The sequence below is a fragment of the Amycolatopsis sp. NPDC004747 genome (assembly GCF_053601335.1).
This window is the reverse complement of record NZ_JBSGBQ010000058.1, coordinates 1-15,731: the sequence shown is the minus strand read 5'-3', so window position 1 is coordinate 15,731 and position 15,731 is coordinate 1. Positions and strand designations below refer to the sequence as shown.

Annotated in this window: 16 protein-coding genes and 1 rRNA gene; 4 read left to right on the top strand and 13 right to left on the bottom strand. The window is 71.2% G+C overall.

Annotated elements, in window-relative coordinates:
• The first annotated feature begins 147 nt into the window (after positions 1 to 147).
• Positions 148 to 1,035, top strand: a complete 888-nt coding sequence (locus tag ACWEGE_RS45665) for a hypothetical protein (RefSeq protein WP_449666784.1) — start codon at positions 148 to 150, stop codon at positions 1,033 to 1,035.
• A gap of 115 nt (positions 1,036 to 1,150) precedes the next feature.
• Here the strand turns inward: ACWEGE_RS45665 and ACWEGE_RS45660 are convergent, their stop codons facing one another.
• The 6 genes from ACWEGE_RS45660 to ACWEGE_RS45635 form a co-directional block, all read right to left on the bottom strand.
• Positions 1,151 to 1,336, bottom strand: a complete 186-nt coding sequence (locus ACWEGE_RS45660) for a hypothetical protein (RefSeq protein WP_449666771.1) — start codon at positions 1,334 to 1,336, stop codon at positions 1,151 to 1,153.
• Positions 1,333 to 2,199 carry a class I SAM-dependent methyltransferase gene (locus ACWEGE_RS45655; RefSeq protein WP_449666770.1) on the bottom strand — a complete coding sequence of 289 codons (867 nt, stop codon included), beginning with the start codon at positions 2,197 to 2,199 and terminating at the stop codon, positions 1,333 to 1,335. The genes ACWEGE_RS45660 and ACWEGE_RS45655 overlap by 4 nt, the downstream gene beginning before the upstream one ends.
• Before the next feature lie 288 nt (positions 2,200 to 2,487).
• A complete protein-coding gene (locus tag ACWEGE_RS45650) occupies positions 2,488 to 2,742 on the bottom strand; it encodes a hypothetical protein (protein WP_449666769.1) in 255 nt (84 codons plus the stop codon).
• Positions 2,739 to 3,095 (bottom strand): WhiB family transcriptional regulator, encoded by a 357-nt coding sequence (locus ACWEGE_RS45645; RefSeq protein WP_449666768.1) that lies wholly within the window; start codon positions 3,093 to 3,095, stop codon positions 2,739 to 2,741. Before ACWEGE_RS45645 ends, ACWEGE_RS45650 begins: the two co-directional genes overlap by 4 nt.
• 151 nt (positions 3,096 to 3,246) lie before the next feature.
• Positions 3,247 to 3,504, bottom strand: coding sequence for a hypothetical protein (locus tag ACWEGE_RS45640; protein WP_449666767.1), 258 nt, complete (start codon positions 3,502 to 3,504; stop codon positions 3,247 to 3,249).
• Between the two features lie 206 nt (positions 3,505 to 3,710).
• Complete coding sequence (locus tag ACWEGE_RS45635) at positions 3,711 to 5,804, bottom strand: ATP-dependent DNA helicase UvrD2 (protein ID WP_449666766.1); 2,094 nt, start codon at positions 5,802 to 5,804, stop codon at positions 3,711 to 3,713.
• Positions 5,805 to 5,860: 56 nt separating this feature from the next.
• Between ACWEGE_RS45635 and ACWEGE_RS45630 the strand changes: the two genes are divergently transcribed.
• The gene (locus tag ACWEGE_RS45630; protein ID WP_449666765.1) at positions 5,861 to 6,589 is read left to right on the top strand and encodes a DUF4191 domain-containing protein; all 729 of its coding nucleotides are present in this window, start codon (positions 5,861 to 5,863) and stop codon (positions 6,587 to 6,589) included.
• 66 nt (positions 6,590 to 6,655) lie between these two features.
• On the opposite strand, the gene ACWEGE_RS45625 is transcribed toward ACWEGE_RS45630, so the two are convergent.
• Positions 6,656 to 7,045, bottom strand: a complete 390-nt coding sequence (locus tag ACWEGE_RS45625) for an RDD family protein (RefSeq protein WP_449666783.1) — start codon at positions 7,043 to 7,045, stop codon at positions 6,656 to 6,658.
• A gap of 269 nt (positions 7,046 to 7,314) precedes the next feature.
• Here ACWEGE_RS45625 and glnA point away from each other — a divergent pair, with 269 nt between their 5' ends.
• Positions 7,315 to 8,739: a type I glutamate--ammonia ligase gene (gene glnA / locus ACWEGE_RS45620; RefSeq protein WP_449666764.1), complete on the top strand. Its 1,425-nt coding sequence runs from the start codon at positions 7,315 to 7,317 to the stop codon at positions 8,737 to 8,739.
• Between the two features lie 73 nt (positions 8,740 to 8,812).
• On the opposite strand, the gene ACWEGE_RS45615 is transcribed toward glnA, so the two are convergent.
• The 5 genes from ACWEGE_RS45615 to ACWEGE_RS45595 form a co-directional block, all read right to left on the bottom strand.
• The gene (locus ACWEGE_RS45615) at positions 8,813 to 9,238 is read right to left on the bottom strand and encodes an acyl-CoA thioesterase (protein WP_449666763.1); all 426 of its coding nucleotides are present in this window, start codon (positions 9,236 to 9,238) and stop codon (positions 8,813 to 8,815) included.
• Positions 9,239 to 9,252: 14 nt separating this feature from the next.
• Complete coding sequence (locus ACWEGE_RS45610; RefSeq protein WP_449666762.1) at positions 9,253 to 12,228, bottom strand: bifunctional [glutamine synthetase] adenylyltransferase/[glutamine synthetase]-adenylyl-L-tyrosine phosphorylase; 2,976 nt, start codon at positions 12,226 to 12,228, stop codon at positions 9,253 to 9,255.
• A 29-nt stretch (positions 12,229 to 12,257) separates the two neighbouring features.
• Positions 12,258 to 13,391: an anion permease gene (locus ACWEGE_RS45605; RefSeq protein WP_449666761.1), complete on the bottom strand. Its 1,134-nt coding sequence runs from the start codon at positions 13,389 to 13,391 to the stop codon at positions 12,258 to 12,260.
• Between the two features lie 93 nt (positions 13,392 to 13,484).
• Complete coding sequence (locus ACWEGE_RS45600; protein ID WP_449666760.1) at positions 13,485 to 14,231, bottom strand: type 1 glutamine amidotransferase; 747 nt, start codon at positions 14,229 to 14,231, stop codon at positions 13,485 to 13,487.
• Positions 14,232 to 14,246: 15 nt separating this feature from the next.
• Entirely contained in the window at positions 14,247 to 14,669 is a 423-nt protein-coding gene (locus tag ACWEGE_RS45595; RefSeq protein WP_449666759.1) for a rhodanese-like domain-containing protein, read from the bottom strand.
• Positions 14,670 to 14,780: 111 nt separating this feature from the next.
• Between ACWEGE_RS45595 and ACWEGE_RS45590 the strand changes: the two genes are divergently transcribed.
• Positions 14,781 to 15,233, top strand: a complete 453-nt coding sequence (locus ACWEGE_RS45590; RefSeq protein WP_449666758.1) for an Lrp/AsnC family transcriptional regulator — start codon at positions 14,781 to 14,783, stop codon at positions 15,231 to 15,233.
• Positions 15,234 to 15,640: 407 nt separating this feature from the next.
• Here the strand turns inward: ACWEGE_RS45590 and rrf are convergent.
• Positions 15,641 to 15,731 (bottom strand): 5S ribosomal RNA (gene rrf / locus ACWEGE_RS45585); the annotation flags it as partial.

Here is a 15,731-nt window from a genome sequence, read left to right as displayed (position 1 = left end):
AGCCTCGAACGGATGGATCCGGCCGAGTTGTCCACAGCTGTGGTGGACGGGGTTCCACCCGGTTGGCCGAGCCGTCATGCTCGGTACATGACTGCTACTCAATGCACCGATCCGCTGGCCCTGAGTAATCCCGACGGCTGCGAGGTGATGGACCTCGAACAGCTGCGCCGGGCCGGGGTGTCCGATCGAAGAACCCGGCGGCTCTGCGGCCCGGGAGGGCCGTGGCGCCGCCTGCACCCCGGTGTCGTCCTGCTGCGCAACACCACCCCGAGCCGGCAACAGCTGCTGCACGCCGCACTCGTGCGCTACGGGCCGGGGGTGGTGATCACCGGCGCCGACGCCCTGCAGGCCCATGGCGTGAAGTGCCCGGCGGAGGAGGAAATCCGCCTGCTGGTGCCCGAGCATTGCCGGGTGGTGGCGTGCGAGGGGGTGCGCCTGACGCGCACGGCCCGGCTGCCGGACCCGGTCCGGGTCGACGGCCTCCCGTTCGCCCCGCCGGCCCGGGCGGTGCTGGACATGGCGCGGTCCGAACCCGACCCGGCCCACATCCGGCCGCTGCTGATGTTGCCGCTGTACTGGGGCCTGTGCGACCGCCGGGAGCTGCTGGCGGAGCTCGATGCGGGTTCCCAGCGAGGCACGGCGGTGGTGCGCAAGGTGCTGCGCGCGCTCGACGAGGGACCGATCCAGGCCCACGGCCTGGCCGCCCGCGTCCTGGACCTGGTGCCCATCCCGCCACCGAGCTGGGACCAGACGATCTGCGACCGCCGCGGCCGCCGCATCGGCGAGGCGGACGCCTGGTGGGACGAGCTCGGCCTGGCCTGGCAGTACCGCTGCAACCCGGGCACGGCAGGCGGCTTCAGCCACCTGGCCCTGGCGGCGACGGGCATCGTCCTGGTCCGGTGCACGGTCAGGCAGCTGCACCAGGTCCCCCGAGCGGTGGCACAAGAGCTGGCCAGGGCCTTCGGCGAAGCATCCAGGACACCCCGCCCCAAGGTCCGAGCCGTCGCGCAGACGTCCCTCGGAGGCGCTGCCTGACGCCACCCGCCCCGCCGGCAACCGGGCAGCCGAACGACCGGCTGACGACGGAATCCGTCGCACGTGCCCCGGCCCCCACCGATCCGCGCTTCACCCGCTCAGGAGGACGAATTGATCACCAGTACTCATCCGGCAGCTTGCCCTCGATGTCCCGCACATGCTGCCGCGCACAGTCCGGGCAAAGCCACCGCACCACACCCCGCTCCCGCATGGACACCCAGGCAAGCGCCATAGCCGGGTCGTCCTCGGCTGTACGGGTCCGGCCGCAGCGCGTGCACACGACCGGTTCCGGCGCGGTCACCGCAACCGTCCACAGTGGATCGCCTTGGCCCCGAGCAGGTACAGGTCGTCCCGGTGGCCGAGGAAGTGCGGGCTCCGCGGATCGGTGAGCTCGGCGACCGCGGCGCGGTCGTCGGCGTCGAGCCATTCCCCGGCGGAATCGGCAAACCACCCGACACGGTGCACCACGTACTCACGAAGGAGGTCCGAGCCCGGCATGGGGTGGTCGATGAGCGCACCGAACGACTCGACGTCCTCGAGGCCGGCTTCGCGAAGTGCCCGCGGCCAGCCGTAGGGCATGCCGACGCTGCCCGGAATCCCGGCTCGCATCCGTTCGAACCACGACGCCCGAGCGGCCAGCAACCGCTGTTCCAGCCCGGGCCGCCCGACACCGAGATCCCACGGGAGGCACCGCATCTCGAGCCCACCCTCGGAAACGGCCACCACCCCACCCGGCCGCAGCATCCCGGCAAGAGTGCGCAGCGCGGCCTGCTGATCGCCGACGTGGTGCACCACACCGGAGGCCCACACCAGGTCGGCGGCGGGCACGCCCGGCGCGGGATCGGCGAGGTCCCCGAGCAGGCTGACGACCTCGACGGACTCCCCGGCCACCTCGACCACGGCCCGTTCGGCCTCGGCCAGCAGCTTCGGCGTGGCGTCGAAGAGCACAACGGTGCCCCCGGAGCCACGGGTGAGCTCACGCGCGAAGAGCACGCTCATGCCCCCGGCCCCACACCCGACGTCGACCACGGTCGGCCGCGCCCCGACCGAGCCGACGAGCCGCCGGGCGACGGGAGCAAGCGCCTCGGCATCGAGGGCGTCGGCCATGCGCAGCTGAGCCAGGCGATCCGCCCAGTCGATGTCGTCGTGGGTGTGTCCGGACATCACCCCATTCAACACCAGCGACCCGGCCGGAGTGCCCCCGAAACAAGACCACCCGAAGGAGGCCCCACCTCATCAAAGCGCCGGCGCGATCGCGACGCGCACCTGGCCAGCAGCTCTGGTCCGCGACGGAAGCACCGCGACGGCCACCGGCAGCGCGCCCCCGCCCGGCTGATCCGGCCGAAGGCAATCGCGCGCGCCTCCACCGCGCAACCGCGCCTCGGGTAACACCCCGCAAAAGCGCAAAGCGAAAGCCCCCACCGCCCGCAAACGGGCGGCAGGGGCCTGCGCTCAGCTCTGGTCCTGGTACCGCTCCGCCCGCCGGGCAGCCCATCGGGCTACTCGCGTCCAGCGGCGCGCGGCACGCACGCTACCTCGGGCCCGCTGGGTGCGGACCCCCTCCTCCAGGTCCCGTATTCGGGCCCTGGACAGTTCTTCGTAAAGCAACATCTCGCTGATCTCCTCGATCTCGGTCTTCGTCAGCTGCAGCTCTTCGCTGCGGGGGTGGGCTTCGTAATCCCTCGTGGTGACCGGTTCGACGCTCATGCGGCGGCGCTCCGGTGATCGCCGCCGGCCTTGGCGGCGGCGGGCTCGACAGCCGCGTTCTTGCGCGGGCGGCCACGGGGCCGCTTGCGCGCGATCACCGCGCCGCGCTCGAAGATCTCGCCGCCCCAAACGCCCCAAGGCTCGCGACGGGCCAGGGCGCCCGCCAGGCAGGCCTCGCGGACCGGGCAGTCCGCGCACTGCGCCTTGGCGCGCTCGAGCTCGGCCGGGGACTCCGCGAACCAGAGGTCCGCGTCGCCCGAACGGCAGGGCAGCGCGACGTCGGGGACGGTGATCGGGTCGAGCAGGTCGGCGAATATTGCCTCACCCGAGGTGTAGGCGATGGCCGAAGACATGGTGGTTCCTCCTTGTGTCGTACGGGTTTTCGGTTGAGTGCTGGAGCTGGGCAACGCTGGTTCCTCTTGGGTTGTGCAGCCAAAAACACGAAGGCCGCGGATCCGGGTTCTCCGGTTCCGCGGCCTTCGTGAGCCTCGTGTCCTGACTAGGTCAGGAACTTCGCTCCCGTATCGACAACGGAACACGGAACTGCTTGATGGTCGGCAGATCGGCCTGCGGGTACGCGGCGAGAACGCCCTGCGTCCCGAAGACGACGACACCGGTGGCCCAACGACGCTCGACGCGTCGCATGCCACGGATCTCGTGAGCGCTCGCGGACACACCGGTGCCCGGGCGCTGAGCGGCCGCAACTTCCGCGGCGCAGGACAGACGGGTGCCCGGGTTCGTGAGCGTCATGTTGATGGTCATTTCACCGGCACCTCCTTCTGTACTCTGCACACGCGTCCGCCGAGCGGCGCTGTCCGTAGATCCCCAGTCGAGCCCTTCGGGCTCGGTACTGGCAGGTTATTGCTCTCCACCACACCGGTGCAACTCAATTAACGGGAAAATCCTCGAAGTTACGAAGATCGCCCCTGAGCAGCGGGTTCGCCGCGTCGATCATGGTCCGGACGCGGTCAAGACCCCGTCGACGCCCGGACGACGCCGAGGACCTCCGCACCGAAGCGCTCGAGCTTCGTCGCGCCGATGCCGGAGATCGACACCAGCGCCGCCTCGTCGGCCGGACGCTGCTCGGCGACGGCCATCAGCGTCGCGTCGGTGAAGACGACGAACGCCGGCACCTTGAGCTCGCGGGCCCGGTCGGCGCGCCACGACTTCAGCCGCTCCAGCAGGTCCTCATCCACTGTGGACGGGCATCGCCCGCAGCGGCCCAGCTTGACCTCGATGGTCTCCAGCAGCGGCCCGCCGCAGACGCGGCAGCGCGTCTTGACCGGCGTCGACGGCTTCTGCTGGGACCGCGCCACGCGGGCGGCCGGGTGGTCCTCCGGGACCAGGCCGTAGAGGAACCGGCTGCGCCGCCGGTTGCGCCGCCCGCCCGGCGTGCGGGCCAGCGCCCAGGACAGCCACAGGTGCTCGCGGGCCCGCGTGACGCCGACGTAGAACAGCCGCCGCTCCTCCTCGATCGCCGCTTCGTCGTCGCCTGCGTGCAGGATCGGCATCGTGCCCTCGGCCAGGCCGACGAGGAACACCGCGTCCCACTCCAGGCCCTTCGCCGCGTGCAGCGACGCCAACGTCACGCCCTCGACCGTCGGCGGGTGCTGGGCCGCGGCGCGCTGGTCGAGCTCGGCGCAGAAGCGCGGCAGGTCCGCGTCCTCGACCGTCGAGGCGAGCTCCTCGGCCAGCTCGACGATCGCCAGGAGCGCGTCCCAGCGCTCCTTCGCCGCGCCCCCGGCGGGCGGCGACTCGGTCAGGCCGACCCGCGCGAGCACCGAACGCACCGTGGTGACCAGGTCGGAGCTGCCGTCGCCGCTCGCGACCCGCAGCGCGGACATCGCCTGCCGGACCTCCGTCCGGTTGAAGAACCGCTCGCCGCCGCGGACCAGGTACGGGATGCCGGCGTCGGCCAGCGCCGACTCGTAGGCCTCGGACTGGGCGTTGATCCGGTAGAGGATCGCGATCTCGCTCGCCGGGACACCGCCGTCGAGCAGCTCGCGCACCCGGCGCGCGACCGCCCCGGCCTCGACCGCCTCGTCGTCGAACTCGGCGAACCGCGGCTCCGGTCCCGACGGCCGCTGGCCGATCAGCTTCAGCCGCGAGCCCGCCGGACGGCCCCGCGCCGCGCCGATCACCCGGTTGGCCAGCGCGACGACCTCCGGCGTCGACCGGTAGTCGCGCTCCAGGCGCACGACGGTGGCCTCCGGGTAGCGCCGTGTGAACTCCAGCAGCGGCCGCGGCGACGCGCCGCCGAAGGAGTAGATGGTCTGGTTGGCGTCGCCGACGACGGTCAGGTCGTCGCGGCCGCCGAGCCACGCGTCGAGCAGGCGCTGCTGCAGCGGCGTGACGTCCTGGTACTCGTCGACGACGAAACAGCGGTAGCGGTCCCGGAACTCCTCGGCGACGGTGCCGTGCTCCTCGAGCACCGCCGTCGTGTGCAGCAGGAGGTCGTCGAAGTCGAGCACCTGCGCGGCGTTCTTCAGCTCTTCGTAGGTCCGGTAGACCTGGGCGACCTGCGCCGCCGGCGCCGGGATGTCCCGCTGGGCGCGCGCGGTGACGGCCGGGTAGTCGTCCGGGCTGATCAGCGACGCCTTCGCCCACTCGATCTCGCTCGCCAGGTCGCGCAGGACCTCGACCTCGGTCCCGAGCTTGGCCCGGTTCGCGGCCTGGCCGACGAACCGCAGCTTGTTGTCCAGCAGGTCCCACGGCCGGTCGCCGACCACGCGCGGCCAGAAGTAACGCAGCTGGCGGCGGGCGGCGGCGTGGAACGTCAGCGCCTGCGCCGCTTCGACGCCGAGCCCGCGCAGCCGCGTCCGCATCTCACCGGCCGCCCGCGTCGTGAACGTGACGGCGAGCACCTGACCAGCGGAAACGTGCCCGGACCGGACGAGGTGGGCGATCCGGTGGGTGATCGTCCGGGTCTTGCCGGTGCCGGCTCCGGCGAGCACGCAGACCGGCCCCCGTGGGGCGCCGGCGGCGGCGCGCTGCTCGGGGTCGAGACCATCCAGCAGACGGGTCACACTCTTGGGGGGAAGTACGCCGGTCACGTCCCGCATCCTCGCAGAGGGGGACGGGGAATCGGGGCAGGGGCACGCGGCCGTATCCTGGTCATATGGCGGGACAGCAGGACAAGGAAGCGGCCAAGCAGGCCAAGAAGGAGAAGCGCGCGGCGAGCAAGGCCCGCCGTGGCCAGCTCTTCGAAGCCTTCAAGATGCAGCGCAAGGAAGACCCGTGGCTCATCCCGTGGATGGTCGGGGCGATCGTCGTCGTCGCCGGCGTCCTGTTCGGGATCGGGTTCTTCTTCAACGCCCAGTGGGTGCTGCTGCCGCTCGGCCTGATCCTCGGCGGGCTCGCCGCCATGATCATCTTCGGCCGTCGCGTCCAGAAGACGGTCTACTCGAAGGCCGATGGCCAGCCCGGCGCCGCGGCGTGGGCGCTGGAGAACCTGCGCGGCCGCTGGAAGGTGACGCCGACCGTCGCGGCGACCACGCAGCTCGACGCGGTGCACCGGGTCCTCGGCGGCCCCGGCGTCGTGCTGGTCGCCGAAGGCGCGCCGCACCGCGTGAAGACCCTGCTCGCCCAGGAGAAGAAGCGCGTCTCCCGGCTGATCGGCGAGACGCCGATCTACGACGTGACGATCGGTCACGAAGACGGCCAGCTCCCGCTGAAGAAGCTCCAGGGCTACCTGATGAAGCTGCCCCGCAACCTCAAGCCGGCCCAGGTCGACGCCCTCGAGGCGAAGCTGGCCGCCCTCGGCAACCGCGGCGCGGCGCTGCCCAAGGGCCCGATGCCGGCCGGCGCGAAGATGCGCAACGTCCAGCGGACGATCCGCCGCCGCTGACCCCGCGTGCGGAAAGGCCCCGTCCGGATGCCGGACGGGGCCTTTCTCTTGGGCGTCTTGAGCGGATCACCGCATCCGGATGACCACGGTGCCGGTCAGCCGGTCCAGCCAGCTGCGGCCGTCGGCGTTGCGGACCGCCGCCGGGATGAGCACGAACGTCAGCGCGGCCCGGACCAGCGCACGCAGCGGACCGACCAGCGCGGCGCCGTCGAGCCGCGCGACGCGGATGCCGACGACGGCCATGCCGGGCGTGAAGCCGAAGAACCCGGCCGAGATCACCGAGATGATCGCCCACACGCCGCCGGACCAGAGGTTGAACTGCTGCATCGCCGCCGGGTCCTGCAGGCTCGGGTGCAGGAAGATCGCCGTGACCAGGGCCGCGACGACGAGGTCGACGATCAGCCCGAGCAGCCGCGCGCCCCCGCTCGCCGCCGAGCCGACGCCCGACTCGGGCAAACCGAACTTCTCGCCCGGCCACCGCGAGTCGTGTTGATCAGTGCCCTGACCACCGTCGCCGGTGCCGGGTAGCCATTCACCGGTCCATCTCGCCACCCGTCTAGGGTATGCCGGTGGCGCGGACCACATCCGACCTGGTCGGATACCCGATATCGACCACCCGTTAACACCGGCGAAACATATGGGTGACGGTCGGGCAACACCGCACTTTTAGCGTGAGCCGAAGAGAGCACTGCCGTACGAGCTCGAACGAGAAGGAGTCACCGAGGGTGCCCACTACTCCAGACGACATCCAGCGCCTCATCGCCGATGAGGATGTCGAAGTCATCGACGTCCAGTTCTGCGACCTGCCCGGCGTGATGCAGCACTTCACGGTCCCCGCCAAGGCCTTCACCGAAGACGTCTTCGAAGAAGGTCTCGCGTTCGACGGCTCCTCGGTGCGCGGCTTCCAGTCCATCCACGAGTCCGACATGCTGCTCCTGCCGGACGCGGCGACCGCGCGGATCGACCCGTTCCGCAAGGCGAAGACCCTCGCCCTCAACTTCTTCGTGCACGACCCGTTCACCCGTGAGGCGTACAGCCGCGACCCGCGCAACATCGCGCGCAAGGCCGAGCAGTACATCTCCGAGTACGGCGTCGCCGACAACGTCTACTTCGGCCCCGAAGCCGAGTTCTACATCTTCGACTCGGTCCGCTTCGACTCCGCCGAGCACGCCTCCTTCCACGAGATCGACTCGATCGAGGGCTGGTGGAACACCGGCGCCGACGAGGTGGGCGGCAACCAGGGCTACAAGACGAAGTTCAAGGGCGGCTACTTCCCGGTCCCGCCGGTCGACCACTTCGCCGACCTGCGCGACGACATCGTCCGCAACCTGCAGGGTTCCGGTTTCGAGATCGAGCGCGCGCACCACGAGGTGGGCACCGCCGGCCAGACCGAGATCAACTACAAGTTCAACACGCTGCTGCACGCGGCGGACGACCTGCAGCTGTTCAAGTACATCGTGAAGAACACGGTGTTCGCGGCGGGCAAGACGGCGACGTTCATGCCGAAGCCGCTGGCCGGTGACAACGGCTCGGGCATGCACTGCCACCAGTCGCTGTGGAAGGACGGCCAGCCGCTGTTCCACGACGAGTCGGGCTACGCCGGCCTGTCGGACACCGCGCGCCACTACATCGGCGGCCTGCTCAAGCACGCCCCGAGCCTGCTGGCCTTCACGAACCCGACGGTGAACTCCTACCACCGCCTGGTCCCGGGCTTCGAGGCCCCGGTTTCGCTGGTCTACTCGCAGCGCAACCGCTCGGCCTGCGTCCGCATCCCGATCACGGGCAACAACCCGAAGGCCAAGCGCGCCGAGTTCCGCTGCCCGGACTCGTCGGGCAACCCGTACCTGGCGTTCTCCGCGATGATGATGGCGGGCCTCGACGGCATCCGGAACAAGATCGAGCCGCCGGAGCCGATCGACAAGGACCTCTACGAGCTCCCGCCCGAGGAGGCCAAGGACGTCAAGCTGGTCCCGGGCGACCTGGGCACGGTCCTCGACACACTGGAAGCCGACCACGACTACCTCCTCGAGGGCGGCGTGTTCACCCCGGACGTGATCGAGACGTGGATCTCGTACAAGCGCGAGAACGAGATCGACCCGCTGCGCCTGCGCCCGCACCCGTACGAGTTCGCCCTGTACTACGACGTGTGATCCGGTAGCAGTCCGGCCCATGGACACGCCGGTGGCGAGGAGCGAAGAGCCCTCGCCACCGGCGTTTCTCGTCTCACTCGGACGGAGAAAGCAGCTTCATGTCCGCCCCCGCCGCCTCGTAGCGGCCGCGGGGGTCGGCCACCAGCTTGCGGCGCTCGAGGTCCATCAGGCCCAGCGTGCAGGTGATCTCCGCGGCCAGCGTTCCGTCCAGCTTGATGACGTTCGAATCCATCTTGAACGTCTTGCCGCTGCCGAACTTGACCTCGCACGTCACGTCGACCTCGTCGCCCGCGCGCAGCTCGCGGCGGAACACCACGTGCGTCTCCAGGAGCACCGAAGACAGGCCCGGGAGCCCCTTCAGCGCGCCCGCCGCTTCGAGGAGTTCCAGGCGGGAGACCTCTCCGTACGAGTGGTACACGGCGTGGTTGAGGTGGCCCAGGGTGTCCAGCTCGTAGTGCCGGACCTTGATCCGGGTCCGGAACGGTTCGTGATCGGTCACCAGGCCACTGTAGGTCAGGCCTCGTAGAACAGGTGCTCGACCACCGCGTGCGCCCGGCGGGTGATGCGGCGGTACGTGTCGAGGAACTCGCCCGGGTCGTCGCCCGCCGACTGGCCGAGCACGCGGGCCACCGCGGCCAGGTCGCGGCCCGAGCCCGGCACCTGGTCGACCGCCTTGCCGCGCACCAGCATCCCCGCGTTGCGCACCCGGGTCGCCAGCAGCCACGCCTCGCGCAGCGAGTCCGCCTCGGGCTGCGAAGCCAGCCCCGCCTCCGGCAGGCACGCCAGCGCGTCGAGCGTGGACGTCGTCCGCAGCCCGGGGACCGAGCACGCGTGCTGGAGCTGCAGCAGCTGCACCGTCCACTCGACGTCGGCGAGGCCGCCGCGGCCGAGCTTCGTGTGCAGTGTCGCGTCGGCGCCGCGGGGCATGCGCTCGGTCTCGACGCGGGCCTTGATGCGGCGGATCTCGCGCGCCTTCGTCGCGTCCAGGCCGCCTTCGGGGTAGCGGATCGGGTCGATCATCGCGATGAAGCGCTCGCCGAGGTCCTCGTCACCCGCGATGAAGCGGGCCCGCAGCAGCGCCTGCGCCTCCCACACCTCGCCCCACCGCGCGTAGTAGGCGCGGTAGGACTCCAGTGTCCGGACCAGCGGCCCGCTGCGGCCCTCCGGCCGCAGGTCGGCGTCGACGACGAGCGCCGGGTCCGAACTCGGCGCGCCCAGCATCTTCCGGACGGTCTCCGCGACCGACGAAGCGAACTTCACGGCGTCGGCGTCGGAAACGCCTTCGGACGGCTCGCACACGAAGAGCACGTCCGCGTCGGAGCCGTAGCCGAGTTCGGCGCCGCCGAGCCGGCCCATCCCGATGACGGCGATGTGCGCCGGCGTCCGGCCGAGTTCGGCCTGCCGCTGGCGGAACGCCGCGGCCAGCGCACCCTGCAGCACCGCGGCCCAAACCGAAGACAGCGCTTCGCAGACCGCCGGCACCTCGAGCAGCCCGAGCAGGTCGGCGCAGGCGACGCGCAGGAGTTCGTGCCGCCGCAGCGATCGCGCGGCGGCGATGGCCGCGTTCAAGCCGGGCTGACGCCGGACGGCGGCCCGCAGCGACTTCGCGACCTCGGCCGGCGTGCGGCCCAGCAGCCGGGCCGGGTCGCCGAGCAGCTGCAGCACCTCCGGCGCGCGGACCAGCAGGTCGGGCACCAGCCGGGACGTGCCCAGCAGGAAGGCCAGGTTCTCCACGACCGTGCCCTCGTCGCGCAGCACCCGCAGGTACCACGGCGTTTCCTCGAGCGCCTCGGACACCTTCCGGTACGACAGCAGGCCGCCGTCCGGATCCGGGGTGTCGGCGAAGAGGTCGAGCAGCACCGGCAGCAGCGCCTGCTGGATCGCCGCGCGCCGCGAGACGCCCGCGGTGAGCGTCTTGATGTGCTGGAGCGCGCCGTCGGGTGCGGTGTAGCCGAGCGCGGCCAGGCGGCTGGCGGCCTGCTTGGTGGTCAGGCGCAGCGCCTCGGCAGGCACGTTCGCCACCGACTGCAGCAGCGGCCGGTAGAAGATCTTCTCGTGCAGGCGCCGGATGCCCTTGCCGTGCCGCCGGAACTCCGCGAGCAGCGCCTCGCCCTGGCTCTTGCCGCCGCTCGCCTTGATCCCGCTCGCCCTGGCGAGGACGCGCAGCTCGCCGGTGTCCGACGGCGCCGGGAACAGGTGGGTCCGGCGCAGCCGCCGCAGCTGCAGCCGGTGCTCGAGCATCCGCAGGAATTCGTAGGACGCGCCGAGCTCGGCAGCGTCCTGGCGGCCGACGTACCCGCCCTCGCCGAGGGCTTCGAGGGCGTCCATCGTGGACGGTGACCGCAGGTTCGCGTCGACCCGGCCGTGCACGAGCTGCAGCAGCTGCACCGCGAACTCGACGTCACGCAGGCCCCCGCGGCCCAGCTTCAGCTCGCGCTCGGCGTGCTCGGACGGCACGTGCCCCTCGACGCGGCGGCGCATCTGCTGCACCTCGGCGACGAAGTTCTCCCGGTCGGCCGCCGACCACACCAGCGGCGCCACCATCTCGGCGTACTGGCGGCCGAGCTCGGCGTCGCCCGCCACCGGCCGCGCCTTGAGCAGCGCCTGGAACTCCCAGGTCTTGGCCCACTTCTGGTAGTAGCCGTGGTGGCTGTCCACCGTGCGGACGAGCGCGCCCGCCTTGCCCTCGGGGCGCAGCGCCGCGTCGACCTCGAAACACGCCTTCCCGACGACGCGCATCATGGTGCTCGCCAGCCGCGTCGCGAGGCCGAGGTCGCCTTCGCCGACGAAGATGACGTCGACGTCGCTGACGTAGTTGAGCTCCCGGCCCCCGCACTTGCCCATCGCGATGATCGCCAGGGTGCCTTCGGCCGAGGCACGGGCTTCGGCCTCGGCGACGAGGAGCCCGGCGGCCAGCGCGGCCTCCGCCAGCTCGGTCAGCTGCGCCGCGACCTCGGCGTAGCCCGGGTGCTCCAGCCCGGCCTCGACGACGTGCCCGAGATCGGCGGCGGCGATGCCGAGCAGCTGCCCGCGGTAGGCGATCTTGAGGGCGTGCTCCGCCTTGTGGCCGGTGACCACCGAACCGTCGTCGTCCAGGAGAGCCGTGCGCAACGCCTCGCGGTAGCAGGCGGAGTCGGTGCACTTGTCGCCGGTGAGCGAACGCCACTGCTCCGGGTTCGCGGCAAGGAAGTCGGCGAGCGCACTCGACGTCCCGAGCACGCTGAGGAACCGGCCGCGGAAGGTGCGGTGGGTGCGGAGCTGCGCTTCGAGGTCGGTCCACTCGGCGGCGTCGGCCTCGCGGATCCGGTCCAGGCCGCGCAGCGCGAGATCGGGGTCGGCGGTGCGGGACAACGCCGCGAGCACGTCGGCCGCCGTCTCGACCGGGCCGGCGTCGGCCCACCAGCCGGCCGCGCGCAACTGCCCCTCGGCACGGGCGTCGGTGAAGCCGTACCTCGCCGCCGAAGCGGTCGTTCGCGCGCGTTCTGCCATCACCGACCACCGTAGCCCGGCGCGGCGGCTCAGGCGGCGAGCCGGCCCGGCTCGGTCCCGGCGGGCGTCGGCTCGGGCACCTGGAAGCTGTGCGCGGTGATGGGGTGTCGGCGCGAGAGGAGGTAGATGCCGAGGCCGACCCCGGCACCGACGGCACCCACGGCGATGGTGCCCGCGTTGCCGAGCGAGGCGATCTTGCCGGAGATCGCGCCGACGATCGCGGCCGCGGGGAGCGTGAACAGCCAGGCGATGACCATCCGGCCCGCCATCCGCCAGCGGACCGGCGCGTCCCGGCGGCCGACGCCGGAGCCGACGATCCCGCCGGAGCAGACGTGCGTCGTCGACAGCGGGAAGCCCAGCCGCGACGAGACCAGGATGACCAGCGCGGAGCTCGTCTGCGCGGCGAAGCCCTGCGGGCCTTCGATGTCGGTCAGGCCCTTGCCGAGGGTGTGGGTGATGCGCCAGCCGCCGAGGTAGGTGCCGAGCGCCAGGGCGCACGCGGCGCTGACGATCACCCAGACGGGCGGCGACGCGCCGGCCGGAAGGCTACCCGCGGTGACGAGCGTGAGCGTGATGACGCCCATCGTCTTCTGCGCGTCGTTGGTGCCGTGCGCCAGCGAGACCAGGGACGCCGAGACGATCTGGCCGACCTTGAACCCGCGCGTGGCCGGGCGGCCGCGCACCAGGAATCGGTAGACCAGGTAGGTCGCGGCCATCGCGACGAGCCCGGCGATGACCGGGCTGGCCGCGGCCGGGACCAGCACCTTCTCGACGATCTTTCCGAAGTGGACGGAGTCGGCGCCCGCCGACACCCAGGTGGCGCCGATCAGGCCGCCGAAGAGGGCGTGCGACGAGCTCGACGGCAGGCCGACGAACCACGTCACGAGGTTCCAGACGATGGCGCCGATCAGCCCGCCGAAGACGACCGCCGGGCCGATCTTCGTGTCGTCCACCAGGCCACTGGAGATCGTCTTGGCGACCTCGACCGACAGGAACGCACCGACCAGGTTCAGCACCGCCGAGATCGCGACCGCCACCCGGGGCTTGAGTGCCCCGGTGGCGATCGAGGTGGCCATCGAGTTCGCGGTGTCGTGGAACCCGTTCGTGAAATCGAAAATGAGGGCCGTGACGACGACGACCACGACCAGCAACGAGGGCTGCACCCGACCTCCGCACCCTTGTGGGGACTCCACCCGCAAGGTACCTGACGGGTACGCCTGGCGTTAACAGGACGTTGCTGGTTGTGACTTCGGTCGTTAAGCCATCGGTAACGTGCGTTGACTTCCGGCGGCGGGTTCGAGCTCCCCGGCAGCCAGCTTGACGAACCGCTGCGCGAACGGGCGCCAGGTCTCCTCGATGTCGGCGTGCACGGTGACGAGCGAGTCGTGCTCGAGCGAGCCGGGCCGGGCGAATTCGGCTTCCCCCGGGCATTCCGCGGCCCAGCTCTCGACGACGGACGGCGTCGTCTCGATGTGGAACTGGACACCGTAGACACAACGCCCGAGCCGGTAGGCCTGGTGGGCGTAGCGCGGTGAGGAGGCAAGCAGCTCGGCGCCGGGCGGGAGCCGGGTGATCGCGTCGGTGTGGAACTGGAGGACGTCCTGCAGGAGCGGCAGGTCGGCGAACAGCGGGTCGGTCCAGGCCGCGTCCTTCTTGTTGACCAGGTGCGGACCGACCTCGGGCCCGTCGGCCCCGACCTCGACGCGGCCGCCGGTCGCGACGGCCAGCAGCTGCGCGCCGAGGCAGATGCCCAGGGTGGGCAGGTTCTTCGCCGCGGCCTTGGCCAGCAGCCGCCGGACGTCGGCGAGCCAGGGGTGCTTGGCGTCGTCTTCGGCGGCCATGCCGCCACCGAGGCAGACGACGGCCTGGTAGCCGTCGAGCTTGGGCAGGTCTTGCTCCGGCGGCAGGCGGACGTCGAGTTCCGCGCCGGCCTCGGTCAGCCAGTCGCCGAGGGGGCCCAGCGGGTCCGACGTGTCCGGCTGGATGATCAGGATTCGGGTCACGGTGTCCAGGGTAGGTCAGCAGGCGCAGCGGATCGCCGGTGCTTTGTCGCCTTCGACCGGGTAGCCGGCCGCGATCCAGGCGGTGATGCCGCCGGAGAGCCGTTTCACCTTGAAGCCGAGCTGCGCGAGCTTGAGCGCGCCCTTGGTGGCGGCGTTGCAGACGGTGCTTTCGCAGTAGCAGACGTAGACGAGGTCGCGGTCGAGGTGGCTCGTGCTTTCCGCGGTCATGTCCCGGTACGGCAGGTTGATGGCGCCGGGGATGCGGGCGTGGGCGAAGGCTTCGGGCGCCCGCGTCTCGACGACGACGTAGCCGTCGGTGCGGCCGGCTTCGAGGTCCTGGACGAGATCGTCGGGATCGACCTCGAAGGCGAGTTCGGCCGCGAAGTGCTTCGCGGCGGCGTCCGGTGTCGCGGCGGGGAAGGCGAGCGCGCGTGTCATGGGGTAAATCCTGCTGGCACAGGGGGTTTCGGGACAGGGCACAATCGGCGTGGAAGCCCGGAACGGCCGGGGATTTCCCTGTTGCGGCCCTGCGAACCCGGGAGAACTGCGGTGGACCACCTCGACGACGTCGACTGGCGTCTGCTGGAGCTCCTGCAGTCGGACGGCCGGTTGAGTTTCTCGGAGCTCGGGCGCCGGGTGTCGCTGTCCGGCTCGGCGGTGACGGAGCGAGTGCGCCGTCTCGAGGAACGCGGAGTGATCACCGGGTACGCGGCGAGCGTGGACACGACGAAGCTGGGGCTGCCGATCGAGGCGTTGGTGCGGGCCCGGGTCCGAAGCCTGGACACGCCTCGCTTCCGGGCGGCGGTGTTGCCGTTGGCGCAGGTGGTGGCCGCGGACCACGTGACGGGTGAGGAGTGCTGGGTCCTGCGGGTGCTGTGCCGGGATACGGCGGAGCTGGAGGAGCTGCTGGAGAAGGTGCAGCGGTACGGGGAGACGAGCACGTCGCTGGTGTTGTCGTCCCCGCTGCGGGGGCGGCCGGTGGTGCGGCCGGGGTCGGCATGAGGTCTTGCGCGTGATCCGGGAGGCATCATGCGTGCTTGGAGGGGCATTGGGCGTGATTGGCGGGGCATCACGGCGGCCGGCCCGCGCGGGACTTGCGTGATCCGGCGTGATCCGGGGCGGGATTCGCGTGATTGGGCGCGGATCTCGCGTGTTCGGAGGCGGATCCAGTGTGATTGGCGACGGAACTCGCGCACATGAGCGGACGACACGCGTACCCAGGCGGACGACTCGCGTACCTGGATGGACGACTCGTGTTCCTGGAGGGTCGGCCGGCGTACCCGGAGGGTTGGTTCGCGTGACTGGGGAGCCGGCACGCGTGATTGGGGGGTCGACACGGCCAGGGGTGGGAATGGAGAAAGGCCCCGGGAGAACCGTGAGGTTCTCAACCGGGGCCTTCCCTTAAGTAAGTTCGGCGGTGTCCTACTCTCCCACAACCCTTCGGTTGCAGTACCATCGGCGCTGTCAGGCTTAGCTTCCGGGTTCGGAATGGGACCGGGC